Origin of the sequence: Mycobacterium persicum, from assembly GCF_002086915.1 — a bacterium.
GTDB lineage: Bacteria > Actinomycetota > Actinomycetes > Mycobacteriales > Mycobacteriaceae > Mycobacterium > Mycobacterium persicum.
The window spans coordinates 5,608,949-5,630,976 of sequence record NZ_MWQA01000001.1 but is presented as its reverse complement, the minus strand read 5'-3'; the positions used below and the strand labels follow the sequence as shown (position 1 = coordinate 5,630,976).

Sequence of the window (22,028 nt, the reverse complement as noted above, 5' to 3'; positions counted from 1 at the left end):
CCAGGGCCGCCGTTACCACCAAAGCCCAAGAACAGGGCGTTGCCACCTGCTCCACCGGCCCCGCCGCCGGTGCCGCCGGCCCCCCCGGCACCGCCGTTACCCCACAACCACCCTCCGGTGCCGCCTCTGCCGCCAGACGCGCCGGCACCCCCGACGCCGCCCGCCCCGCCGTTGCCGAACAATCCGGCGGCCCCACCGGCACCCCCAGCCTGCCCGGGGGCCCCTGAGCCACCATTGCCGCCGTTACCCAACAGATAACCACCAGGCCCACCGGGTTCCCCTGTCCCCGGGGCCCCATTGGCGCCGTTGCCGATCAACGGGCGGCCCGCGATAGTAGGGGCAGTGATCGCACCAAGTAGGACTTGCTGGAGAGTCTGCAGCGGCGAGACATTTGCCGCCTCAGTGGCCGCGTATCCTTTCGCGGCATCCGTCAGCGCCCGCACGAACTGGCCCTGTGACGCCGCCACCTTAGCGCTCAGCGCCTGATACTGCTGGGCGTAGCTGGAAAAGGCCGCAGCAATTGCCTTCGATACCTCATCGGCGGCAGCAGCCGCCAACCCACTTGTTGGGACCGCGGCCGCGGCGTTGGCTGCAGTCAGAGCGGAACCGATATCCGCCAGGTCTTCCGCCGCCAGCGCCACCACGTCCGGCGTTGCGATGACAAACGACATCTGGCACCTCCGTCAATCCGCGCAATCTGACTGTCGTCGGCATCGATAACTTCCAGCAGAGCGTATATTTCGCCGACGCATTTTCGAGGCCATTTGCCGGCCATTTGTGGGCTTGTGTCAAAGCCGGTGCGGCCCAGGCCGTCGCCAGCCCGGACGATTGCCCGCGTCCCAGGCGCCGAAGGCGCCACCCCGGTGCCCGCGGCGTGCCCGGAAGCGCTGCCATGATACGAATGCTGGGCAGGCCTGCAAATTTCGCAGACCTCATTGAGCAGGATGCGCAGGCGCTCCGGCCCGCATGTCGCCGGCGGCGAAGTCAGCCGCTTCACGCCACGCGAAGTCGGCGGGTTAGCTGGCCGGCTTTCTGGCGGCTTAATGTCTGTAGTCATGTTTCCCTGCGAGCGCGTCGAGCTGACCTTTCTCGACCCGGATTCCGGTGAGGCGCCATACCTGTTCCGCAACAGCGTCGACCTTGCCATCACCCCCGAGCAACTGTTCGAGGTGCTCGCCGACGCGGACGCCTGGCCGCGCTGGGCATCGGCCATCAAGAAGGTGACCTGGACCAGTCCGCAGCCCTATCACGTCGGCACCACGCGCTCCGTCGACATGCACGGGGGCATGGAGGTCAATGAGGAGTTTCTGGTCTGGGAGCCGGTGCATCGCATGGCATTTCGGTTCAACGAATGCTCGACCCAAGCGGTCGCCGCGTTCGCCGAGGATTACCGGGTCGAGGTCATTCCCGGTGGCTGCCGGCTCACCTGGACCATGGCGCAAAAGCCCGCCGGCCCAGCGGTCCTGGGCATGTTCTTGTTCCGGCCGCTGCTGAACCTGGCCCTGCGCCGATTTCTTGCCAACCTGCGCAGGTACACCGACGCGCGGTTCGCCACCGGGAAGCAGGGTTAGGCTGGTTCGACCCGGTAGGCGGTCCGGATTGGGGAGCACGCGATGACCTTCAACGAGGGTATGCAGATCGACACCAGCACCGCGTCGTCGTCGGGCGGTTTCCCGGGCGGGCGGATGGCCATCGGCGGCGGCATCGGCGGGTTGTTGATCGTGGTGGTCGCCCTGTTCCTGGGAGTCGATCCGGGCGGCATCATGAGCCAGCAACCGGTCGACAGCCGCGAGGCCGTGGCACCCGGCTTCGACTTGAGCCGGTGCAAGACCGGCGCCGACGCCAACAAGTACGTGCAGTGCCGGGTGGTGGCCACCGGCAACTCCCTGGACGCGGTATGGAAGCAGCTGATGCCCAACCGCTACACCCGCCCGCATCTGCGGCTGTTCAGTGGTCAGGTCAGCACCGGTTGCGGACCGGCCAGCAGCGACGTGGGGCCGTTCTACTGTCCGGTGGACAAGACCGCGTATTTCGACACCGACTTCTTCCAGCTGCTGGTCACCCAATTCGGTTCCAGCGGTGGACCATTCGCCGAAGAATACGTCGTAGCCCACGAATACGGCCATCACGTGCAAAACCTGCTGGGGGTGCTCGGCCGCGCTCAGCAGGGAGCGCAGGGCGCCGGTGGCAACGGGGTGCGCACCGAGTTGCAGGCCGACTGCTACGCCGGCGTCTGGGCCTACTACGCGTCGACCGTCAAACAGCAGAGCACCGGAGTGCCGTACCTGCAGCCATTGAGCGACAAGGACATTCAAGACGCACTCTCGGCCGCGGCGTCCGTCGGCGATGACCGCATCCAGCAGCAGGTGAACGGACGCACCAACCCCGAGACGTGGACACACGGCTCGTCGACGCAGCGGCAAAAGTGGTTCACCGTCGGCTATCAGACCGGCGATCCCAACAAGTGCGACACCTTCAAAGCCGCCGACCTGGGATAGAGCCGGGTTGATCAACCACCCGATCACGGTAGGGACGGCGGAGTTCAACGCCGACCAGCACCGGTACTACGACTGGATGCGCCGCAATGCTCCGGTCTACCGGGGGCGGCTGGCCCTGCGACCACCCGACCGGGATGTCTATTTCATCTCCCGTTACCAAGACTGCGTGGCCGTGGTCACCGACCCGCGGATCCGGCGCGTCGTGGAGGGCGCCGAACATCTCCCGTTGCCCGACGCAATCCGGATGCTCACCAGCGGCACCATGGTGTATCAGGACGATCCCGCGCATCTGCGGCTGCGCAAGCTGGTCAGCCGGCCGTTTACCCCACGCGCGATCGCGCGCCTTGGCGATCGAGTACAGACCGTCACCCGTGCTGTGCTCGACGGGTTTGCGGCAGGGCAGCGGATCGACCTGCAACGCGACTACGCGTTGCCGATCCCGACCACGGTGATCAGTGAGATGGTCGGCATACCCGCTCAGGATCGGTCCGCCTGCTACGACTACATCGACTCGCTGTTCGAGATGATGTTGGCCGGCGGGGCCGAGGGCGCAGCACGGCGCATGGACGACTTCGTCGACTATCTGCGGGATCTGGTCCAACAGCGTCGCGGCGACCCGGGGCAAGACATCATCACCGCGATGATCGAGGCCAGCGAGGACGGCGACCGGCTATCGGACGACGAGATCATCGCGATGGTGTTCCTGCTCATCACCGGCGACTATCAAACGACCCCGAACGTGATCACCAACGGAATCGCCGCCCTGCTCACCCACCCCGAACAGCTCAGCCTGCTACAGCGACGACCCGAGCTCATCGGCGGCGCCGTCGAAGAGGTCCTGCGTTATACCGGCACCGTTGGCAGCACCGAGGCGACCACGTTCGCCGCCGAGGACATCGTCGTGCACGGCGTCAGCATTCCGCGCGGAGCGATGGTGGTGCCGCTGCTGACGTCTGCCAACCGCGACCCCGCCGAGTTCGACAATCCCGACCGCTTCGATATCACCCGCAAGCCCAACCACCACCTGGCCTTCAGCCGAGGCAGTCACTTCTGTCTGGGCTCACATCTCGCGCGGATGGAAGCCCGCATCGCGATCGCCGGCTTGATCACCCGGTTCCCCGGTCTCACCCTGGCTATCGCCGCGGAGGAGCTTCGCCTCGAACCGATCCCGCTGCTCAATCGATACGCCGAGCTTCCCGTCATGCTGGGATAACACTCACCCGTGCGACGGCACCCGCCGTGTCCCCCATCTGGGGGACACGTGTCCTACCCAGCCAGGGGATACACATTTGCTCAATGTGTAACGACAATCGGAGACGTTGATAGACACAGATTATTGAGCAAGAAAGGAGATTGATCATGTCCCACGAGCTCTTGTTCAATGCACACGAGACGCCCTATGCGTTGATCTCGTTCGTCGTCGACGACATCGTCCACTGACGGGTGACCATCGGTTGGATCCACTAGCCGACACGGCCAGCGGGAGTTTGATCAGCAGGTCTGCATCACTCCCGCTGGCCCGGCGGCGCACGACAGGACAGCAGGTACATCGCATGCGCGGCAGCGCCGAACCGGGTTCCGGCGGCCCGATAACCTCCGACGGCAGCGTGGTCGAGATCTACCGCCGGGTGTCGGGGGACGCCGAGGTGCAGGTCATCGCCGCAATGCTCAACCCGGCAAGCACGGTGTTGGACTTGGGATCCGGGGTCGGCCGAATCGCTAATCCGCTGTCCGAACTGGGCCATCAGCTCACCGCGGTGGACGACTCCGCCGACATGCTTGCCCATGTCCGCCCTGGGCGAACGGTCCAGGCCCGCATCGAGAACGTGCGGCTTGCCGAGAAGTTCGACGCCGTCCTGCTGGCTAGCAGCTTGATCAACTATCCGGGTATCGAATTCCGCAGGCGCCTACTGGCGACCATCGCCCACCACCTCGAGCCGGACGGCAAGGCCATCATCCAGTGGCGACCATTAGAGTGGTTCGCCCAGCGACCACCGGGCAGCTACCAGCGCTCCGATGGTCAGATGTTGCAGACGATGACGATCCTGAGCAACGAGGACGGGACTGTCGTTGGCGAGTTCACCCTGGACTACGACGACAAAAGTCTGACCCAATCGTTCGAAGCCCACCACGTGACAACCGACGAACTCAAAGCCCTGCTCAACGAGGTGGGCATGCGACTAGACACCGCCGACCCGGACTCGTCGGAATGGTTGGTGGCCACACCACGAACGGAATAGTCCCGCATCGTCAGGGTCAGCGGTTCCTCGATGCCAGCCCCGTCGTAGCCGGTTGATGAACGAAACGACATGGCCGTTGTTCCACCGCGTCCCTGCCAGCAAGCGCCAGAGCCCTAATTGCGCAACGCAAAACTCTTGCAGCGCTTGGCAAATCAGTTCTGGCCCGTAGTCCATGCGCACCGGCGGAGGCCAAGCGCGTCGGTTCGCGATCGCCGCTTAGCATACGGTCGCGCCGTTGCCGCGCTGCGGTAGGGGCGGCCAGGCACGGCAGCGGAAGCCGCTGCATCTATTCGGCGGCCTGGCCCTAAACCGCTGATTCCGCTGGCTTCGGGTTGACTCTGGTAGCCGCGTGGAATCTGATGACATCGATGACGGCGAATCCTTACCCGGCCGCAGGCCGCAGGCCGCAGGCCGCAGGCCGCAGGCCGCAGGCCGCAGGCCGCAGAAGAAGGGACGCTAACTCATGGTGACGTGCGAGAACGGTCACCAAAACCCCGACGACTACCGCTTCTGCGGGGAGTGCGGAGCCCCGATGGTGCCCGCTATGGTGCTCTGCCCAGCGGGCCACCTTACATCGGTGAACCGGCCCTTCTGTGATGAGTGCGGTGCCCCGATCATCGGTGCGGCGCCATCAGTCGCGGGCGGCATCATTTATGCGGACCTCCCTGAGTCCGGCAGCGGGCCGTCGTTTCGGATGGTATGGGGGTCGTGGAAGAACGCCAAGATCAGGCGCGCAGCCATGATTGTTGGGAGTCTGCTTCTTGTGGGCGCGCTTGCCGTGCTTGGGTTTTCGGTGCTCAACTCCGGCCACGACCGCGTCGGCAGCACAACCACCGGACCGGGATCGACGACGCCGGTGACGCACACTGTCACCGCAACCGTGGCCGTCGGCTCTCTCCCCAACGGAGTAGCGGTCGATTCTGGCACCCGCACCATCTACACCGTCAACCACACGGTCCGCGGCAGGGTGTCGGTGATCGACGCAAAGACACACAAGGTCACGGCCACCGTGCCCGTCGGCGGCTCTCCGGTCGGGGCAGCGGTGGATCCAGACACCCACACCGTCTACGTCACCAACAACGACGACGACACGGTGTCGGTGATCGACGGAAAGACGCACACCGTCACCGCCACCGTGCGGGTGGGCCACGGCCCGTTCGGGGTGGCGGTGGATCCGGAGACCCACACCGCCTACGTCACCAACGCTTTCGACGCTTCCGTGTCGGTGATTGACGGGAATACGCACACCGTCACCGCCACCGTGCACGTCGGCTCCGGCCCGTTCGGGGTGGCGGTGGATCCGGAGACCCACACCGCCTACGTCACCAACAGCGACGACGACACGGTGTCGCTAATCGGCGGGTCGACACACACCGTCACGGCCACCGTGGCTGTCAGTAAGCGACCGTACGGAGTGGCCGTGGATCCTGGCACGCACACGATTTACACCGCCAACCCGGACGGCCATACCGTGTCGGTGATCGACGGAAGGACGAACACGGTCATCGCCACCGTGCCCGTCGGCACGAAACCGTGGCAGGTTGCGGTGGATCCGGTGACGCACACCGCCTATGTCACCAACTACGACGAGGACCCCACACTGTGGGTGATCAACGGACAGGCGCACACGGTCACGGCCACAGTGGCCGTCGGTAAGCACCCGTGGGGGGTCGCGGTGGACCCAAACATCCACACCGCATACGTCACGAGCTACCTCGATGGCACGATGACGGTGATCGAGTCCAGATAGCCCGCAGCCCGACCTTCACTGCCGCGCAACCGCCCGGTTGGCCTCACCGTCGCGCTTGGCTTCAAACACCAACCGCAACAACGCGTTCGACATCGACGGAGGCGATGAGGTCAACAATGACTTCCGATGGTCCGCGACGCACCGACTGCCGGCATAGAGTCGAAAGTCGCCTCAGCTGCGGCACCAAAGTCGCGACAAGCATTACCCGCCCGCCAGCAAGTCCCACAACTCGGCACGCGCCCGCTCGTCGAGCGGCAGCAACGGCGCTCGCGGATCCCCCACCGGGAAACCCAACAACTCGAGACCGGCCTTCACCGTTTTCGGCAGGCCGCCGGCGACGATGAACTGCAGCAGCGGCTTCAGGTCGTCGTAAAGGAGCTGGGCCTTCTCGAGGTCGTCGCGGCGCACCGCCTCATAGAGGTCGATGCAGGGCTGCGGCCGCAGGTTGGGGGCAGCCGTACACCATCCGGCCGCACCGGCCCGTAACGCGTCCAGCACCAGCGGGTTGCTGCCGTTGTAGAAGGGCAGCTGGCCGTCGCTGAGTTGGGCGATGCGGTGCATCCGGGACAGATCGCCGGTGGATTCCTTGACCATGGTGAGGTTTTTGATGTTGTCGAACATGGTGACCAACAGTTCGGGGCTCATGTCGACGCCGCTGGTGGCCGGATTGTTGTAGGCCATGATCGGGATTCCGATCGCGTCGCCGATACTGCGGTAGTGTTGGGCGATCTCGCGTTCGGTGAGCTTCCAGTAGGACACCGGCAGGATCATCACCGCGTCGGCGCCGGCCCGCTCGGCGTACCGGGCACGCCGAATGGTCTTGGCAGGGGTCACACCCGACACGCCGACAATCAGCGGCACCCGCCGATCGACGGCCGCAATGGTGGTGTCGACCACGGTGTCGAACTCTGACTCGTCGAGGTATGCCAGTTCACCGGTGCTGCCCAGCGGGGCAATGGCGTGCACGCCGGAGCCGACCAGGCGATCGACCAGGGCCGCGAGTCGGGTGGTGTCGATACCACCGGTTGCGTCGGGCGCGAATGGCGTGACTGGGTAGGCGATGATCCCGTGGATCTTGGGCGCGGCTGGTTGGGCCACAGCGGGGCTCCTCCGATTCTGTTGGCGGATAACGGATTAGCTACTCAGTGCATCGGGATGACGCGCCAGGGCGCGACGGGCATAGTAGCCGAAGTTGGCCCGGCTGCGCGCCGGCGTCAGCGTCCAGTCGTGGGCCTCTCGGGCCAGCTGCCCGGGCAGCTCGGCGATGGTTCCGGCGGCCATGGCGGCCAGCTGCAACTTGGCGGCACGCTCGATCAGCACCGCCAGCGAGCACGCCTCCTCGACGCTGGCCCCGGCCACCACCTGCCCGTGATGGGCCAGCAGCACCGCCTTCTTGGAACCCAGTGCGGCGGTGATGATTTCGCCCTCCTCGTTGCCGACGGGAACGCCCGGCCAGTCGGCGAGAAATGCGCAGTCGTCGTAGAGCGGCGTGGTGTCCATGTGCGACACGATCAGCGGGACCTTCAGCATCGACAACGCCGCCACGTGGAAGGCGTGGGTGTGCACGATGCACTGTACGTCGGGACGCGCCCGATAGATCCAGCTGTGAAAACGGTTGGCAGGATTGGCCATACCGTCTCCGGCCAGGACGTTGAGGTCCTCGTCGACCAGCAGCAGGTTGTCTTCGGTGATCTCGTCGAACCCCAGGCCCAGCCGCTGGGTGTAGTACGTCCCGGGATCTTCGGCGCGGGCGGTGATCTGCCCGGCCAGGCCGGAGTCATGGCCGGCGTCGAACAGGGCGCGGCAGGTCAGCGCCACCTTCTGCCGGGTCGTCAACGCCGCTTCGGCCGTCTCGGCGCGCAGCCGCTCCTGGGCACGGCGCATCAGTTCGGCCTTGGAATCGGTAAAGGTGGTTGCCATCAGCGGCTCCCCGGTGTCGCGAGCGTATGACACAATAGTAGCACTATAGGAAACCTTGTGTCCCCGGGTGTCGAGGCGAAGGGAGTTGTCCGTTGACAGCACTGTTGCGCGCCGTTCGCAGGCATCGCGGCCTCACGCTGGAACAGCTCGCGGAACAGACCGGCCTGACCAAGAGCTACCTGTCCAAGATCGAGCGCGGGCACAGCACACCGTCAATCGCGGTGGCGCTCAAGGTCGCTCGAGCGCTCGACGTCGATGTCGGGCGGCTGTTCTCCGACGAGACGGCCCAGGAGAAGATCACCATCGACCGGGCAGGCGATCGCGCCGGCCCGGTACCGGGACGCTATCGGGCGCTGGCGTCGACGTTGCTGGGAAAGTCCATGTCGCCGTTCCTGGTTTGCCCTGCCGGCAACCCCGCCGACGATCCCCATCCCGAGCACGCCGGCCAGGAGTTCGTATTCGTCCACACCGGCAGTGTCGAACTCGACTACGGCGACCAGACCATCACACTCGACACCGGCGACAGCGCCTACTTCGACGCGTCGGTCGGTCACACCTTGCGGGCGGCCGGCGTCGGGGGCGCGGAGGTCGTCGTCGTCACCCACGCCGGTCTCTGATTACGCTGCGGCGATCGACGTGGCGCTGTTAGCCTCGCCACATCAGGAGTCGCAGTGAACGGAGGCGATATGTCCTACGAAACCCTGTTCCGCGAGGAAGAAGACCCGCGTTCGTCACGGTGGTTCACCGTCGACGAAATCTCCGACTGACAGCGCGTTACCCCAGCACCTGCGGGGGGACCACCTTGGGCCGGACTCCGTATCGCGGTCCCGCGCCGTAGCCTCCCCGTCCGGCCCAGGCAACCGCCGGCGTACCGGCCGGCAACGTTGTGGCCTGCATGCCCTCTTCTGCGGGGACGGCCCAGCCCGAGCCGGTCAGCCCCGCGGCAGCATCGTCAACCGGGACCGCCGCGGACCAGGCGGCCGGTACCGACAACTTGCCGACCGCGGACGCCGAAGCCATCCCCGCCAGCACCGGTGTTCCACCCAAGCCCGCGGGGCCGGCCGTCGCCCCGACGACACCGGCGCCCGTCCCCGCGGCGGAAGCCGCAGCGCCTGACGCCGGAACGGTGTTTCCGTTGAGGATCGAGGATGCGACGACGGCGAACATGTTCCACGCCACGGTGTCGAAGACCGCTTGCCCGATATTGATCACCAGATTGTTGTTGAAGAAATCGTCCAACGGGCTGGTCACCGACGAGACGGCCAACGGTGCCGCAAGTGATTGCATGGCGGCGGGCAGGCTGGACACCAGCCCGCCAAACCCCGAGCTGCTTGCCGCGGCTTGAGATACCGCGACGGCCTGGGCCCCAGTCCACCGGGATTGGTGGTCGGCGGCGGAGAGGTCAACGGGGTCAACACCCCGGCGCTCGCCGACGAACCGGCGTAGCCGTACATGGCGGCGGCGTCCTGGGCCCACATTTCGGCGTACTGCGCTTCGGTGGCCGCGATCGCCGGGGTGTTCTGTCCGAGAATGTTGGCAGCGACGAGAGCCGCCAGCCGAGCCCGGTTGGCCGCAACAACCGGCGGCGGCACCGTCATCGCGAAGGCAGTTTCATATGCGGCCGCCGAGGCGACGGCTTGGTCGGCCGCGTGCTGAAGTTGCCCGGCTGTGGTCTGCATCCATGCCACATAGGGCTCGGCCCCGCCGGCCATCGCCACCGACGAGGCTCCGATCCACTCGTCGCCGGTCAGCTGGGAGATCACCGACCCGCAGACGCGGGCCGTCGTACTCAATTCATCGGCCAGGTTGCTCCAAGCCGCCGCGGCCGCCATCATCGGCCCCGCCCCGGCGCCGGTGTACATCCGGGTGGAGTTGACCTCCGGCGGCTGTGCTCCGAAATCGAAAACCATCTCTGCGCTCCTGTCCGTGGTCGGGGCTGCTAGGTGACTGTCGGCTTGGGCATCACCGTGGGCTTGGCGCCGTAGCGTGGCATACCCAAGCCAAGGCCTGCTCGCCCGGTCGAGGCCGCCAACGGCACACCGGCCGGCATCGCGGTGACCGGCGCATTCGGCGGTGCCGCGCTGGTCCAGCCGGTGCCCGCCAACGTCGTCGGGACCGAACCGGCCGGGCCGGCGGCCGTGACCCAACTGGGCGGCACCGACATGGCGCCGATTGAGGGCGCCTGCCCCGAACTGGCCAGCACCGACGCCGAGGCGGGGCCGGCCGAGCCCGCCGGTCCCACCGCGGCCGCGGGCAGCCCGGCTGCCACGCCGTCCATCGAGTCGGCAGCGGCGACGTTGCCGGAGTCGGCTCCGTGTTGCCCGGGCACGACTTGGACCAGGTCCGAGGCGGCGGCGCTGAAGTTCTGAGCCCACCCGATTGGGGTTCCGATGGTCGCGCCTGACGATGACGACAAACCAGAGCCTCCGGTGGCGAGCCCGCCGAGAAGTCCCGACAACGATGTCGAACCGGCCGCGGTGCGGTTGGCGGCCTCGGTCTCCGCATACGAACCCGCGCTGTTCCCCAGCGTGTTCACCAGCATCTGGTGAATCGCCATGGCTTGGGTGCTGACCTGCTGATACCAGCTGCCGTAGGCCGCGAACTGTGCGGCCTGCAGCGCTGAGACCTGGTCCGCGGCCGCGGGAGCGACGCCCGTGGTGGGCGCTGCCGCCGCCGCGTTCTGGGCGGCCATTGACGAACCGGCGGTGTGTAATGCGCTCGCGGCGGCGGTCAACGCCGCGGGCCGCGTGGTCACGAAGGACATGTGCGTCTCCTTGGAAGCGGGCCGGCCCACCAGCCGGCGACGTGGTTGTGCCCTGGCTAAGTACCCGCAACGGCGGGCATGTCACAGCACATCGAGGTCGCCGGGGGGCGCAGCCGGGAACTCCAGGGGGGCGCCGCGGCCGATTCGGCCCCGGTGGCCGACGGCACTACATGCGGCTTGCGCTCAATGAATTGCCTTGCGCCAAAACAGCTTTACTACGGCCCGGTCACCACGGCCGCGTCGAGCAGGAGACTCCGCTGCCGCCGTTCTGCGACACCACCACCTGACCGTCGACGGCGATCTCACAGTGGAACTCCGGGTTGACCCGCAGCCCGCCACTGGCGGTGACGATCGCCCACTGGTTCGGGTTTGCCAGCGTGGTGGTGTAGACCAGCGGCTGGCCGCCGGTGATCGGGGCGTGCACGGTGGTCATGTACTTCGACGAGTCGGCGTTGAACGCCGCCTGGCTGGGCGGATCGGCGTTCATGTACTGGATGTTGGCCATCAGGTCGCTGGTGGTGGTGACGGTGTAGGTCACCTGATGCCCGGCCGGGTCCGCGTGCGAGACCGCCGGCGTTGCCGCAATCCCCGATACCGCCAAGGCCGCCGCGGCCATTGCCACACAGCCTGCGGCCGCGACCGCGCTTACCGTCTCCCGCACGTCCGTCATATCGAAAACGCTACCGGATTCGTTACGGACGGTAGGGATTTGCGATCTCGCCGGAAGCCGCAGCCGCGGTGGCAAAAGGTCCTTAGTATCCATCTGTGACCACAGCGTTCGTGTTCTCCGGCGGCGCGAGCCTCGGCGCCATCCAGGTCGGGATGCTGCAGGCCCTGGCGGATGAAGGCATCAGACCGGACCTGATCATCGGCACCTCCGTCGGCGCGCTCAATGGCGCCTGGATCGCCGCGCGGCCCGGTACCGACGGCATTCGGGAACTGGCCAAGGTGTGGCTGTCGCTCAGCCGCAAAGAGGTGTTCCCCACCCACCCGGTCGCCGGGTTGCTGGGCTTCCTCGGCCGCCGTCAGCACCTGGTGCCCAGCGCGGGTCTGCGGCGCATCCTCACCCGGGAACTCGGTTTCGCCAGGCTCGAGGATGCACCGATCCCCTTCCACGTCGTGGCCACCGACGTGATCTCGGGCATCGACGTGCTGCTGTCGTCCGGAGACGCGGTCGACGCGATCGCGGCCAGCGCGGCCATCCCGGGCATCTTCCCGCCGGTCAACATCAATGGGCGCGATCTGATGGACGGCGGCGTGGTGAACAACACCCCGGTATCACACGCGATCGCCCTGGGCGCCGACCAGGTCTGGGTGTTGCCGACCGGCTACTCATGTGCCCTGCCCACGTCACCACCATCGGCGGTGACGATGGTTTTGCACGCGATATCCCTTGCCGTGAATCATCGCCTCGCCCTCGACGTCGAGCGCTTCGAGCAGACAGCGGACCTGCGCGTCATCCGCCCGCTGTGTCCGGTCTCCATTTCCGGTGTCGACTTCTCGCATGCGGCAACGCTCATCGAGCGGTCACACGAGGCGACTCGCCAGTGGTTGGCGGCCGGCCCCATGGCCACCGGCCAGGCCGCACTGCTCGAACCGCACCTGCATTAGCCGGGAGCGCCGTGGAAGCAACGTGGCACCTGTCAGGCTAGGTTCCCCAATCGGCGACGTCGTCCAGTGATGCGCTCACCGTGGTTCTGGTGGTCGCCGTCTCAAAATAGGGTTGGCTGAACGGACTTGGGCAGTATCGCCGCTTCGGCCGCGGCCGAGGACTCGCGGTGCTGACCGCCCAGGCGGTACTTCGCGATCAGCGGTGCCGCCCGTTTTCGCAACATCTCGCGATAGCTCGGCGGCAGGTAGGCGCCGCGACCGTAGAGTTCGCGGTAGTTGTCGGTGAGTTCGGGGTGCGCCCGGCCGAGCCAGGACAGGAACCAGCCGCGTGTCGAGCCGCGCAGGTGCAGGCCAAAAACCGTCACGCCGGTGGCGCCGGCCGCGGCGATCTGGCCCAGCAGCCGGTCGAGGTGACCGACGGAGTCGGTGAGGTGCGGCAGCACCGGCGCGACCATAACATGGCAGTCCAGGCCCGCCGCGCGGATTGCGGTGATGAGCGCCAGACGCGCCTGGGGTGTCGGGGTGCCCGGCTCGACGTCGCGGTGCAGCTCCGGATCGGCGACCGCCAGGGATACCGCCACCGACACCGGCACTCGTCGGGCCGCCTCGACGAGTGCCGGCAGGTCCCGTCGCAGCAACGTTCCCTTGGTCAGGATCGACAGCTGCGTACCGGATTCGGCAAGCGCGCCGATGATGCCCGGCATCAGCGCGTAACGTCCTTCCGCGCGCTGGTAGGGATCGGTGTTGGTGCCTAGCGCAACGGTCTCGCGCTGCCATGACGGCCGGCGCAGTTCGCGGCGCAGAACCTCGACGACGTTGGTCTTCACCACTACCTGGGTGTCGAAGTCGGCGCCGGGGTCGAAGTCGAGGTACTCGTGGGTCGGACGGGCGAAGCAGTAGCGGCAGGCGTGCGAGCAGCCGCGGTAGCCGTTGACGGTGTAGCGAAACGGCAGGGCCGCCGCGTTCGGCACCCTGTTCAGGGCGGACTTGCACAACACCTCATGGAACGTCATGCCCTCGAAATGCGGTGATCGCACGCTTCGGACGAAGCCGATCCGCTGCAGCCCGGGCAACGCTCCATCGTCGAGCGGCGCCCCGTTGACCGCTACCGCCTGACTGGTCCAGCGCATGACTCTATTCGAACAATAGTTCGATACCGAGTCAAGCTTCGAACGGCGCTAGAAGGGTGGTGGCTCCCCGTCGGGTGGGGCGAGGCCGTCGTACCAGGCGTTTTCGGTGTGCCCGGTTTGACGGATGTGGCGGTCGTTTCGGCGTTCGGTGGCCACCCGATAGGCGCGGTCTTGGCTACGGGCACGGCACCTGGCGATCCTCGATCAGACCGGTGCGATAGACGATGGTCTGAAACAGTCGGTAGTCGATGTCACCGGCTTTGAACAGTTGTGCCACTCGTGGCAGCCGCTCTTTCATGGCTCGCGGGTAGCGCAGCCGGCTGGCCGCCAGCCCCTAACTGATCCGCAACGCCGCGCCCACCTCGGCCGCTACCGCCGCCTCGGTGTCAACCGCCCAGTCCTCGGTCGCCGAGCAGTGTGCGAGCCGATACGCGAACAGCTCCCCGATGGCGGCCAGCTGCGCGGCGGCGGCCCGGTTTTCGCACCGCGCCGCCGCTCCGACGCGCTCCAGCAATACCGCCGACTCGGCCGTCGTCGAGGGGTGGCGCCGCTCGAACAACTCATCAAACCGGGCAATCACCTCCGGCGGCGACCCATCTTCGAACAAATGTTCCCTTGGGTTGGTCGTGTATTCACCGGTCATGATCAGGGGTTATGCGTTGCGGACGGTGTCCTGGACGCGGTAATTTGTCCGGCTCTGCGTTGACCGTGTGCGATAGCGAGTTCAGTTCGGAGTTGCTGGTTTTCTTTGATGAGTTCTTTGATCCGCTGGTGGGCGAGCTCGATCCGTTGCTGCCAGGATTCCTCGCTGGCGCGCGTGCGAGGGTTGGCCGCCGCGCGGGGTGACGCCGGCTGGGTGTTGATTCGGTCGAGCAGGTCGGGCTGGGTGTAGATCCAGGAGCGGGCAACGCCGGCGGAACGCGCGAGGCCGGCGACGGTGACGGCGGCGCCGGTGCTTTGGAGGCGGTCGAGGGCGTCGGCGGCTCGCTGACGTGTGCGTTCGCGGCGGGCCGCGGCGGCCTTTTGGAGGTGTGCGGTGTTGTCAGCTCGCATCGTCGGTGTCCGAACCTGTTGGGGGTGAGGGGTTTTCGAGGCTGGTGATGATGGTGAGCAGGTTGTCGGCGGTGCGTTGGTTCATTTCGACGACCCGGAGCTGACCGCGTTGGCGGGCGCGCTCGATGATGCCGCGGGTCAGCTCGAGTTGCTCGCGATGTTGGGGCAGAAACTCGGGGGTGGTGATGAAGACGGGGCAGGTCAGACAGGCATTGGCGTGGGGGCAGGTCTGCTGCAGCGGCAGTCCGCAGTAGCCGTTGGGCAGCGCCATGGTGGCGCGGGCCAGGTGCTGTTTGGCCCACTGGGCATCGGCGAGCGGGCTGTCTTGGTCAATGGTGATGGTGTTGCCGTGGATGTCAACTTTGCGTGCTCGTTCCCAATGCCGGCGCACGGTGACATCGTGCAGGCGCGCATAGTGGGCGGTCATCTCCAACGAGGTGTGGTCGAGGATCTTGCGGACCACTTCCTGGGGAACGTCGTTGTTTATCAGCCGAGTTCCCAGGGTGTGACGGAATTGATGGGCAGTGACTCGCATGGGTGCGCCGGTCTCGTCGACGATGTGGCACTGCTGTATCCAGGTATCGAGCGCGGTCCGGTGGGCGTAACTGCTGACTGGGTGGCGGCCGTCGGGGTTCATGGTGTGGCGGGGGAACAGCACCGCCTTGGCTGAGTACTGGGTGCGCACCCGTGCGGCTTGTTCGTTGATTGCTGCCGCCATTTCCGGCGAGATCGGCACCAGCGCTTCACGTTTTGCTGGTCGTGGATGACGCAGTCCTGCGGCAGGTGTAGGGCATCGTTGAGCCGCAGTCCGGTCTCCATGAGCAGCGGGAATAACAGACGCCAGCGGGGGTCGGTGAGTTTGGCGAGGTCCTCTGGGCTTTCCAGCTGCGCCATGACCGACGCCGGCAAGGCTCTCGGTGAGAGTTTGGTTTCTTTGGGGAAGTCTTCGGAATACAGTGCCGCACCGGCGGGAACCCCGGCGATCCAGTCATGCTGGCGGGCGATCTCCAGGAACCGGCGCACCGACGATAGTCGTTGGCGGCGTGCATTCGGTGGGTGACCCCGCTCGGTCAGAACGGTCAACAACCGGGTGATCACGGCACGGTCGAACTGTTCAGGCCGGGCGTTGGTGCCAGCGCATTCGATCATTGCCGACGACAGCAGCGTCAGCACGGTGAGGTCGCGGTGCATGCCGCTGGGGCTGTGGCCGGTGTCGTGGCGCCAGCGCAGGAACTGTTTGACCGCAGCGCGTAGCCAGCCCTGCTGAATATCACGGAAGTCCAGCCGCCAACCGCCGGGAACCCCGGTGACGCCCAGCCGCCGCAACCGCCAGACGTCTCGGGCATATTCATGCTCGTGCCCGAACTGGCCGCGTAGCCGATCGAGCTCGTCGATGGTGAATGTGAAGAAGCCGACCTTAAGGGTGCCTACTGGCTTGGGCATTCGGCCGTGACTCCGGCGGCCCGGGCTGGGCCACCGGTCTTCATCAGGCTCAAGCAACGAGCGAATACCGGTGTCGGCGAGGCCATCTATCGCGCCCTGCAGCGAGACCAGCCGCAACGACGGCGGGTTGGGGTGTTGTCGCGCTTGGACGATGCCGTAGGCGATCTCCCGGCGCAACGGCGGCGGAAGCCTGCCCAGGAGCACCGACTCAGGGCCAGGACATGGCCCCGGATCGTCCCAATGGTCGAGATCGGGCTTTCCCCCGCCGCAACCCAGCGGTCGTGGTGAACAGCACATACGGTCGCGTCGCCTTTGCGCGATCGAGGGCAACCCGCCACTGCGCAGGCCGGCCCACCTCCCACCGGGTCATCGGCCGTGACAAAGACCCGGCAGTCGTCGACCAGAATCGACGCCACCAGCTCACGAAGCTGATCCTGCAGCGGCAGCGGCGAAGTGCGCTCGGCGTCCCCAGCAGGTCCGACAACCCTCAGCGGCGTGGTCATCACTGGCCCTCTACAGCGCGGTCCAGGCAGCCTTTGTCGCGCAGGACTCGCCGGAGGTCTTCGACCTCCAGGTGCGCATAGGTGCTGGCGGTGGTCGTCACTGAAGCATGGCCGAGGAGTTTCTGGACAACCTCGGCCGGGACTCCGCGCCGGAGCAGTCCGGTGGCGTAGGTGTGGCGAAATGCGTGGGCTGAGAACGCGACTCCACTGCGTTCGCGTAGCCGGCCGACGAGGTCGGTCACGTTCCAATACCGCCAGGGTGTGCCGACCGATCCGCCCCACAGATTGACGAACACATAGTCGCAATCCAGCTCGCCGTACTCGTCGACGAGATAGTCGGTATAGAGCCGAATCAACGACGGGGCGACCGGAATCTCGCGTTGCCCCCCCTTGACCCGCGCGCCGTTGCTGTTGCGGCGGGCCCGGATTCGAATCAGGGTCGCGGCGGCGTCGATATCCTCATGCCGTAGCCCGAGCGCCTCCCCGATCCGCATGCCGGTGCCCGCGAGCAGTTCGATTAAGAACCGGTCCCGCAACCGATCACACGCATTGACGATCAGCTGCACCGACTCCTCTGGCAACGTCCGGGGCAGCCGACGGCGGGTCTTTAGCTTGATCGTCCGGCGACGTTGGTCACCAGCAGAACCCAGGTGGGCCAGAAATGGTCGCCACGAACCTCGCGCCCCGCCGGCTTTCATCGTCGACAGCAGCTCGCCGCAGTCCACGCCGTGTCGGTGATGGAACATGTAAAACGAGCCCACGGCCGCGAGCTTCCGGTTGATCGTTGGCGCCGAACACTGCGCCTCCATCGTCGGAAGCGACGTCACTGATGCATTCCGCATCGTCGGTGGCAGACGTAACCAGCCGACGAACCGGCCGAGATGTTCCAAACGCACTGTCCGCCAATTAATCCCATGGGCAGTCAAAAACTCGAAGTAGTCTCGGAGATCGAACGCATAGGCCCGGACCGTTCCGGGCGACCGCTCAATCGCTGTCAAATGAGCCAGAAACACATCCGCTGGCTCGACCACTGCGAACCGCTCATCCACCACTGTCCACGACTCCGGACCGCCGCCCGGCGCCAGGACCTGCTGCACCCGCAACGCCGCCCCCTTCTGGTCTCAGCCATCGAGGAATTACCTATGGCGACGCTAACGACCCCCACCGACATTTCGTTTTCTTGCGTCGCCCGGCCGCGAATTCCGTTCCGTCCGATGGCTCAACTGAGGCTGAAGGTAACGAGATCGTGGACGTGTCGGACGGGCTGCAGCCCGTGCTCGGCGTCAGCGTCTGTTGAAAGGCGCGAAAGTCCCTCGTTGATTTCGTCTTCAGTCATGTGCTCGAAGGTTGAGATCGCCCGGTACCCGAGCCTGCTGCGGTAGGAGGCAAGGCTGTCAGCGACCTCGTGCTCGACCTCGTCGAACCCGGTGATTGTGAGTCCCGTTTTCCCGAAGGTGCGAGCGACGTCCTCAAGCTTTGGAAACAACTCCGACTCAATCTCGCGCGCACGCGGCAAGTAGCGGTAGTAGGTGCGCGGATGTAGCCGCTCGGAAAAGCTACCGGCGACGAGTACGCGACCGCCGTCGCGCAGGACACGCGCCAGCTCGCCGGCGGCAGCTTCGAGATCGGCAACGTGGTGCAGGACAAAGAACAGCACGGCGGCGTCGCAACTCGCTGCCGCAAGCGGGATGGCCTCCGCGCGACCGGCGAGGCAGTGCACCCGGTCGTGGCGGTGTTCTGCAACCGCGATAGCTCTCATACGGTGCGAGGGCTCGACCGCATACACCCGACCGCCGCCAACGTCGGCAATAAACCGGCTGAATCGTCCGGTGCCAGAGCCCAGCTCAAGAACGGCCAGCGGCCGCTGGTGCGGAAGCCAGCGGGTAAGCGCCGCGCGCCATGCCATTACGGCGTCCCACGAGAGCCCCCGACCTAGTTCGTAGCCGCGATGGAGCCCGTCGTCATAGTCGACCGCCCGGAACATCTGTCCAGTGTGTCCGATCAGAAACGCCGGTCAAGGCGCTACCGACCCCATCGCCTGCAACAGACCCGAGATAACACCAGAGGACCGGACTTGAAGCCGACCTTCACTCCGGTTCACTACATCGAGGACACGGTCCCGAAGACCCCGGGGAACATATTTTCGATTGTAGCAGCGTGCTGCGACACTGATGGCGTTCGTCAGTGGTTGAAAGATGCTCAAGACTTACCAAGTCAATCGTGAAATCACCTCGGCGACAACAGCATCCGTCGGCACCGAGACCTGGCCACCGGTCGTGAGGTCCTTCACCCCCACCGTGGCCGCCTCGATGTCGCGATCGCCGACGACCAGCGCGATCCGCGCACCGGACCGGTCGGCCGCGCGCATCGCGCCTTTGAGCCCGCGGTCGCCGTAGGCCAGGTCGACGCGCACCCCGGAGGCGCGCAACTGCGCGGCCAGCACCGCCAGTTTCAGCTTGGCCTGCTCGCTGAGCGGCACGCCGAATACGTCGCAGCGGGTCGTCTCGCCCACGCTCTTGCCTTCGGCATGCAGGGCAAGCAGCGTCCGGTCGACGCCCAGCCCGACCCCGATACCCGACAAATCCTGTCCGCCGAGCTGGCGCATCAGGCCGTCGTATCGGCCACCGCCGCCGATACCGGACTGCGCGCCCAACCCGTCGTGGACGAACTCGAACGTCGTCTTGGTGTAGTAATCCAGCCCACGCACCATGCGCGCATTGATCACATAGGGCACCCCGAGCGCGTCCAGGTGCGACAGCACGGTGTCGAAGTGCTGCTTGGCCGTATCGGACAGGTGATCGAGCAGCACCGGCGCATCGGCCGTCAGTGCCCGCACCGCCGGGCGCTTGTCGTCGAGCACCCGCAACGGGTTCAGCTGGGCGCGGCGCCGCGTTTCCTCATCAAGGTCGAGCCCGAACAGGAACTCCTGCAACAGCTCCCGGTACTGCGGCCGACAGGTCTCATCGCCCAGCGAGGTGATTTCCAGGCGGAACCCCGCCAGGCCCAGCGACCGGAAACCGGCGTCGGCCACGGCGATCACCTCGGCGTCCAGCGCCGGGTCGTCGACGCCGATCGCCTCCACGCCGACCTGCTGCAACTGCCGATACCGGCCGGCTTGAGGCCGCTCGTAGCGGAAAAACGGCCCGGCGTAACTCAGCTTCACGGGCAACGCGCCGCGGTCCAGTCCGTGTTCGATCACCGCCCGCACCACCCCGGCGGTGCCCTCCGGCCGCAGCGTCACCGACCGGTCGCCGCGGTCGGCGAAGGTGTACATCTCCTTGGACACCACGTCGGTGGACTCACCCACCCCGCGGGCAAACAGCGCCGTGTCCTCGAAGATCGGCAACTCGATATACCCGTAACCTGCCCGGCGAGCCGCACCGAGCAGGCCGTCGCGCACCGCGACGAACTGCGCGGAGTCCGGTGGGTAGTAGTCGGGGACTCCCTTGGGAGCCGAGAATTCGGTCACGGGCTCAGGCCTTCGAGGAACGGGTTGAAGCGCCGCTCGGCGCCGATGGTGGTGGCGTTGCCGTGGCCGGGCAGCACCACGGTCTTGTCGTCGAGCACCAGGAGCTTGTCGACGATGGAGCGCAGCAGGTCGCGGCCGCTGCCGCCGAACAGGTCGGAGCGTCCGATCGAGCGCTCGAACAGCGTGTCGCCGGTGAACACGACATCCCGGTCGTCCTTGCTGGCCTGCAACACCCGGAAGCACACCGATCCGCGGGTATGCCCGGGCGTGTGGTCGACGTTGACGGAAACGTTGCCGAGGTCGATCTTGTCGCCGTCGCGGTCCAGTTCGACGACTTGCTTGGGCTCCCGGAAGAACGCCCCGGCGACCAGCTGCGCCACCCGCGGCCCCAGGCCGTAGATCGGGTCGGTCAGCATGAACCGGTCCTCGGGGTGGATGTAGGTGGGGCAGCCGAAGGTGTCGGAGACCTTCTGGGCGGACCACATGTGGTCGATGTGCCCATGGGTGATCAGTACCGCGGCGGGGGTCAGCCGGTTTTCGTCCAGGATGCGACGCAGCGGGCCCAGCGCACGCTGGCCGGGGTCCACGATGACGGCGTCAGTTCCGGGCCGCTCGGCCAGCACGTAACAATTGCATGCCAGCACGCCGGCGGGGAATCCGGTGATCAACACGGTCACCAGTCTCCCATTCCCGGCGTCATGGAAAGATATCGGCCGTGCCGACCAATCAGCAGCGACGTGCCACCGCCAAGCGCAAACTCGAACGCCAGCTGGAACGCCGCGCCAAGCAGGCCAAGCGGCGCCGCATCGCAACAATCATCGGGGCTTCCGTGGTCGCGGTAGCCGTGGTCGCCGCGGTGGTGTACGTCATCTTCGTCAACAAGGACGACCACAAAGGGACCACGTCAGCCAGCCCCAGCAGCTCCGCGCCCAACTCGCCTTCGGCGACCGGTCTGCCGCCGGTGCAGCTTGGCAACGCCGTGCCGATGCCGGCATTCAAGGCGCCGGCCAATCTGGGCGCCAACTGCCAGTACCCGCCGTCGCCCGACAAGGCTGCCAAAGAGGCCAAGCCGCCGCGCACCGGCAAGGTGCCCACCGAGCCGGCGCAGATCAGCGCCAGCATGATGACCAGCCAAGGCAAGGTCGGCCTGATGCTGGCCAACAACGAGTCACCGTGCACGGTCAACAGTTTCGCCAGCCTGGCCCAGCAGGGCTTCTTCAAAGACACCAAATGCCATCGGCTGACCACCTCGTCGTCACTGTCGGTGCTGCAGTGTGGTGATCCCAAGGGTGACGGCACCGGCGGGCCGGGCTATCAGTTCGCCAACGAATACCCGACCAACCAGTACCCGCCGAACGACCCGAAGCTCAAGGAGCCGGTCATCTATCCGCGGGGCACCCTGGCCATGGCCAACGCGGGACCCGACACCAACAGCAGCCAATTCTTCATGGTCTATCGCGACTCGGCGCTGCCACCCGAGTACACCGTTTTCGGCACCATCCAGGCCGACGGACTGGCCACCCTGGACAAGATCGCCGAGGCCGGTGTCGCCGGCGGCGGTGAGGACGGCCCGCCCGCCCTCGACGTCGTCATCAAGTCGTTGCTGCTCGACTAGCGATAACCTCGCAGCAGCCCGGCCCATCTGCT

21 protein-coding genes and 2 pseudogenes are annotated in these 22,028 nt (G+C 66.3%); 8 read left to right on the top strand and 15 right to left on the bottom strand.

What is annotated here, in order from left to right:
• On the bottom strand, positions 1 to 671 hold a 671-nt coding region (locus B4U45_RS25645), incomplete at its 3' end, for a PE family protein (protein ID WP_219859544.1).
• A gap of 384 nt (positions 672 to 1,055) precedes the next feature.
• Between B4U45_RS25645 and B4U45_RS25640 the strand changes: the two genes are divergently transcribed.
• From B4U45_RS25640 to B4U45_RS25620, 5 genes are all read left to right on the top strand, one after another.
• Entirely contained in the window at positions 1,056 to 1,571 is a 516-nt protein-coding gene (locus tag B4U45_RS25640; RefSeq protein WP_075548213.1) for an SRPBCC family protein, read from the top strand.
• A 42-nt stretch (positions 1,572 to 1,613) separates the two neighbouring features.
• Entirely contained in the window at positions 1,614 to 2,498 is an 885-nt protein-coding gene (ypfJ, locus tag B4U45_RS25635) for a KPN_02809 family neutral zinc metallopeptidase (protein WP_075548214.1), read from the top strand.
• A gap of 7 nt (positions 2,499 to 2,505) precedes the next feature.
• Positions 2,506 to 3,711 (top strand): cytochrome P450 family protein, encoded by a 1,206-nt coding sequence (locus tag B4U45_RS25630; RefSeq protein WP_122526430.1) that lies wholly within the window; start codon positions 2,506 to 2,508, stop codon positions 3,709 to 3,711.
• A gap of 340 nt (positions 3,712 to 4,051) precedes the next feature.
• Positions 4,052 to 4,738, top strand: coding sequence for a class I SAM-dependent methyltransferase (locus B4U45_RS25625; protein WP_075548216.1), 687 nt, complete (start codon positions 4,052 to 4,054; stop codon positions 4,736 to 4,738).
• Between the two features lie 739 nt (positions 4,739 to 5,477).
• Positions 5,478 to 6,488: a YVTN family beta-propeller repeat protein gene (locus B4U45_RS25620; RefSeq protein WP_158006369.1), complete on the top strand. Its 1,011-nt coding sequence runs from the start codon at positions 5,478 to 5,480 to the stop codon at positions 6,486 to 6,488.
• 201 nt (positions 6,489 to 6,689) lie between these two features.
• On the opposite strand, the gene B4U45_RS25615 is transcribed toward B4U45_RS25620, so the two are convergent.
• The gene (locus B4U45_RS25615; RefSeq protein WP_219859543.1) at positions 6,690 to 7,586 is read right to left on the bottom strand and encodes a dihydrodipicolinate synthase family protein; all 897 of its coding nucleotides are present in this window, start codon (positions 7,584 to 7,586) and stop codon (positions 6,690 to 6,692) included.
• A 36-nt stretch (positions 7,587 to 7,622) separates the two neighbouring features.
• The gene (locus tag B4U45_RS25610) at positions 7,623 to 8,408 is read right to left on the bottom strand and encodes an aldolase (protein WP_075548219.1); all 786 of its coding nucleotides are present in this window, start codon (positions 8,406 to 8,408) and stop codon (positions 7,623 to 7,625) included.
• Positions 8,409 to 8,500: 92 nt separating this feature from the next.
• Here B4U45_RS25610 and B4U45_RS25605 point away from each other — a divergent pair, with 92 nt between their 5' ends.
• Complete coding sequence (locus B4U45_RS25605) at positions 8,501 to 9,025, top strand: helix-turn-helix domain-containing protein (protein ID WP_075548220.1); 525 nt, start codon at positions 8,501 to 8,503, stop codon at positions 9,023 to 9,025.
• A 157-nt stretch (positions 9,026 to 9,182) separates the two neighbouring features.
• Here the strand turns inward: B4U45_RS25605 and B4U45_RS25600 are convergent.
• From B4U45_RS25600 to B4U45_RS25590, 3 genes and pseudogenes are all read right to left on the bottom strand, one after another.
• Positions 9,183 to 10,318 (bottom strand): annotated as a pseudogene (locus B4U45_RS25600) (PPE family protein).
• 29 nt (positions 10,319 to 10,347) lie between these two features.
• Positions 10,348 to 11,172, bottom strand: coding sequence for a PPE family protein, SVP subgroup (locus B4U45_RS25595; protein ID WP_075548221.1), 825 nt, complete (start codon positions 11,170 to 11,172; stop codon positions 10,348 to 10,350).
• A gap of 226 nt (positions 11,173 to 11,398) precedes the next feature.
• Positions 11,399 to 11,842 carry a hypothetical protein gene (locus B4U45_RS25590; protein WP_075548222.1) on the bottom strand — a complete coding sequence of 148 codons (444 nt, stop codon included), beginning with the start codon at positions 11,840 to 11,842 and terminating at the stop codon, positions 11,399 to 11,401.
• A gap of 95 nt (positions 11,843 to 11,937) precedes the next feature.
• On the opposite strand from B4U45_RS25590, the gene B4U45_RS25585 reads away from it, so the two are divergent.
• Positions 11,938 to 12,783 carry a patatin-like phospholipase family protein gene (locus B4U45_RS25585; protein WP_075548223.1) on the top strand — a complete coding sequence of 282 codons (846 nt, stop codon included), beginning with the start codon at positions 11,938 to 11,940 and terminating at the stop codon, positions 12,781 to 12,783.
• A gap of 101 nt (positions 12,784 to 12,884) precedes the next feature.
• On the opposite strand, the gene B4U45_RS25580 is transcribed toward B4U45_RS25585, so the two are convergent.
• The 9 genes and pseudogenes from B4U45_RS25580 to B4U45_RS25540 all read right to left on the bottom strand — a co-directional run bounded on the left by B4U45_RS25580 (position 12,885) and on the right by B4U45_RS25540 (position 21,052).
• Entirely contained in the window at positions 12,885 to 13,913 is a 1,029-nt protein-coding gene (locus B4U45_RS25580; protein WP_075548224.1) for an Rv2578c family radical SAM protein, read from the bottom strand.
• 187 nt (positions 13,914 to 14,100) lie between these two features.
• A pseudogene (locus B4U45_RS25575) lies at positions 14,101 to 14,520 on the bottom strand (DUF222 domain-containing protein); the annotation flags it as partial.
• Between the two features lie 38 nt (positions 14,521 to 14,558).
• Positions 14,559 to 14,966, bottom strand: coding sequence for a DUF6262 family protein (locus B4U45_RS25570; RefSeq protein ID WP_075548226.1), 408 nt, complete (start codon positions 14,964 to 14,966; stop codon positions 14,559 to 14,561).
• A complete protein-coding gene (locus B4U45_RS25565) occupies positions 14,956 to 15,684 on the bottom strand; it encodes a tyrosine-type recombinase/integrase (RefSeq protein WP_099222703.1) in 729 nt (242 codons plus the stop codon). Before B4U45_RS25565 ends, B4U45_RS25570 begins: the two co-directional genes overlap by 11 nt.
• The gene (locus tag B4U45_RS25560) at positions 15,600 to 16,613 is read right to left on the bottom strand and encodes a hypothetical protein (protein ID WP_075548228.1); all 1,014 of its coding nucleotides are present in this window, start codon (positions 16,611 to 16,613) and stop codon (positions 15,600 to 15,602) included. The genes B4U45_RS25565 and B4U45_RS25560 overlap by 85 nt, the downstream gene beginning before the upstream one ends.
• A 298-nt stretch (positions 16,614 to 16,911) precedes the next feature.
• Positions 16,912 to 17,925 (bottom strand): tyrosine-type recombinase/integrase, encoded by a 1,014-nt coding sequence (locus B4U45_RS25555; RefSeq protein ID WP_306770956.1) that lies wholly within the window; start codon positions 17,923 to 17,925, stop codon positions 16,912 to 16,914.
• Positions 17,926 to 18,131: 206 nt separating this feature from the next.
• The gene (locus tag B4U45_RS25550) at positions 18,132 to 18,896 is read right to left on the bottom strand and encodes a class I SAM-dependent methyltransferase (RefSeq protein ID WP_075548230.1); all 765 of its coding nucleotides are present in this window, start codon (positions 18,894 to 18,896) and stop codon (positions 18,132 to 18,134) included.
• A gap of 222 nt (positions 18,897 to 19,118) precedes the next feature.
• Complete coding sequence (hisS, locus tag B4U45_RS25545; RefSeq protein ID WP_219859542.1) at positions 19,119 to 20,381, bottom strand: histidine--tRNA ligase; 1,263 nt, start codon at positions 20,379 to 20,381, stop codon at positions 19,119 to 19,121.
• The gene (locus tag B4U45_RS25540) at positions 20,378 to 21,052 is read right to left on the bottom strand and encodes an MBL fold metallo-hydrolase (RefSeq protein WP_075548254.1); all 675 of its coding nucleotides are present in this window, start codon (positions 21,050 to 21,052) and stop codon (positions 20,378 to 20,380) included. The genes hisS and B4U45_RS25540 overlap by 4 nt, the downstream gene beginning before the upstream one ends.
• A 44-nt stretch (positions 21,053 to 21,096) precedes the next feature.
• Here B4U45_RS25540 and B4U45_RS25535 point away from each other — a divergent pair, with 44 nt between their 5' ends.
• The gene (locus tag B4U45_RS25535) at positions 21,097 to 21,996 is read left to right on the top strand and encodes a peptidylprolyl isomerase (RefSeq protein WP_075548232.1); all 900 of its coding nucleotides are present in this window, start codon (positions 21,097 to 21,099) and stop codon (positions 21,994 to 21,996) included.
• Positions 21,997 to 22,028 lie beyond the last annotated feature (32 nt).

Bases quoted from the DNA above. Each gene is read 5' to 3' on its own strand.
- B4U45_RS25640 (WP_075548213.1), top strand. From the start codon at position 1,056: ATGTTTCCCTGCGAGCGCGTCGAGCTGACCTTTCTCGACCCGGATTCC.
- ypfJ (WP_075548214.1), top strand. From the start codon at position 1,614: ATGACCTTCAACGAGGGTATGCAGATCGACACCAGCACCGCGTCGTCG.
- B4U45_RS25625 (WP_075548216.1), top strand. From the start codon at position 4,052: ATGCGCGGCAGCGCCGAACCGGGTTCCGGCGGCCCGATAACCTCCGAC.
- B4U45_RS25620 (WP_158006369.1), top strand. From the start codon at position 5,478: ATGATTGTTGGGAGTCTGCTTCTTGTGGGCGCGCTTGCCGTGCTTGGG.
- B4U45_RS25610 (WP_075548219.1), bottom strand. From the start codon at position 8,408: ATGGCAACCACCTTTACCGATTCCAAGGCCGAACTGATGCGCCGTGCC.
- B4U45_RS25595 (WP_075548221.1), bottom strand. From the start codon at position 11,172: ATGTCCTTCGTGACCACGCGGCCCGCGGCGTTGACCGCCGCCGCGAGC.
- B4U45_RS25590 (WP_075548222.1), bottom strand. From the start codon at position 11,842: ATGACGGACGTGCGGGAGACGGTAAGCGCGGTCGCGGCCGCAGGCTGT.
- B4U45_RS25580 (WP_075548224.1), bottom strand. From the start codon at position 13,913: ATGCGCTGGACCAGTCAGGCGGTAGCGGTCAACGGGGCGCCGCTCGAC.
- B4U45_RS25570 (WP_075548226.1), bottom strand. From the start codon at position 14,966: ATGCGAGCTGACAACACCGCACACCTCCAAAAGGCCGCCGCGGCCCGC.
- B4U45_RS25565 (WP_099222703.1), bottom strand. From the start codon at position 15,684: ATGGCGGCAGCAATCAACGAACAAGCCGCACGGGTGCGCACCCAGTAC.
- B4U45_RS25550 (WP_075548230.1), bottom strand. From the start codon at position 18,896: ATGTTCCGGGCGGTCGACTATGACGACGGGCTCCATCGCGGCTACGAA.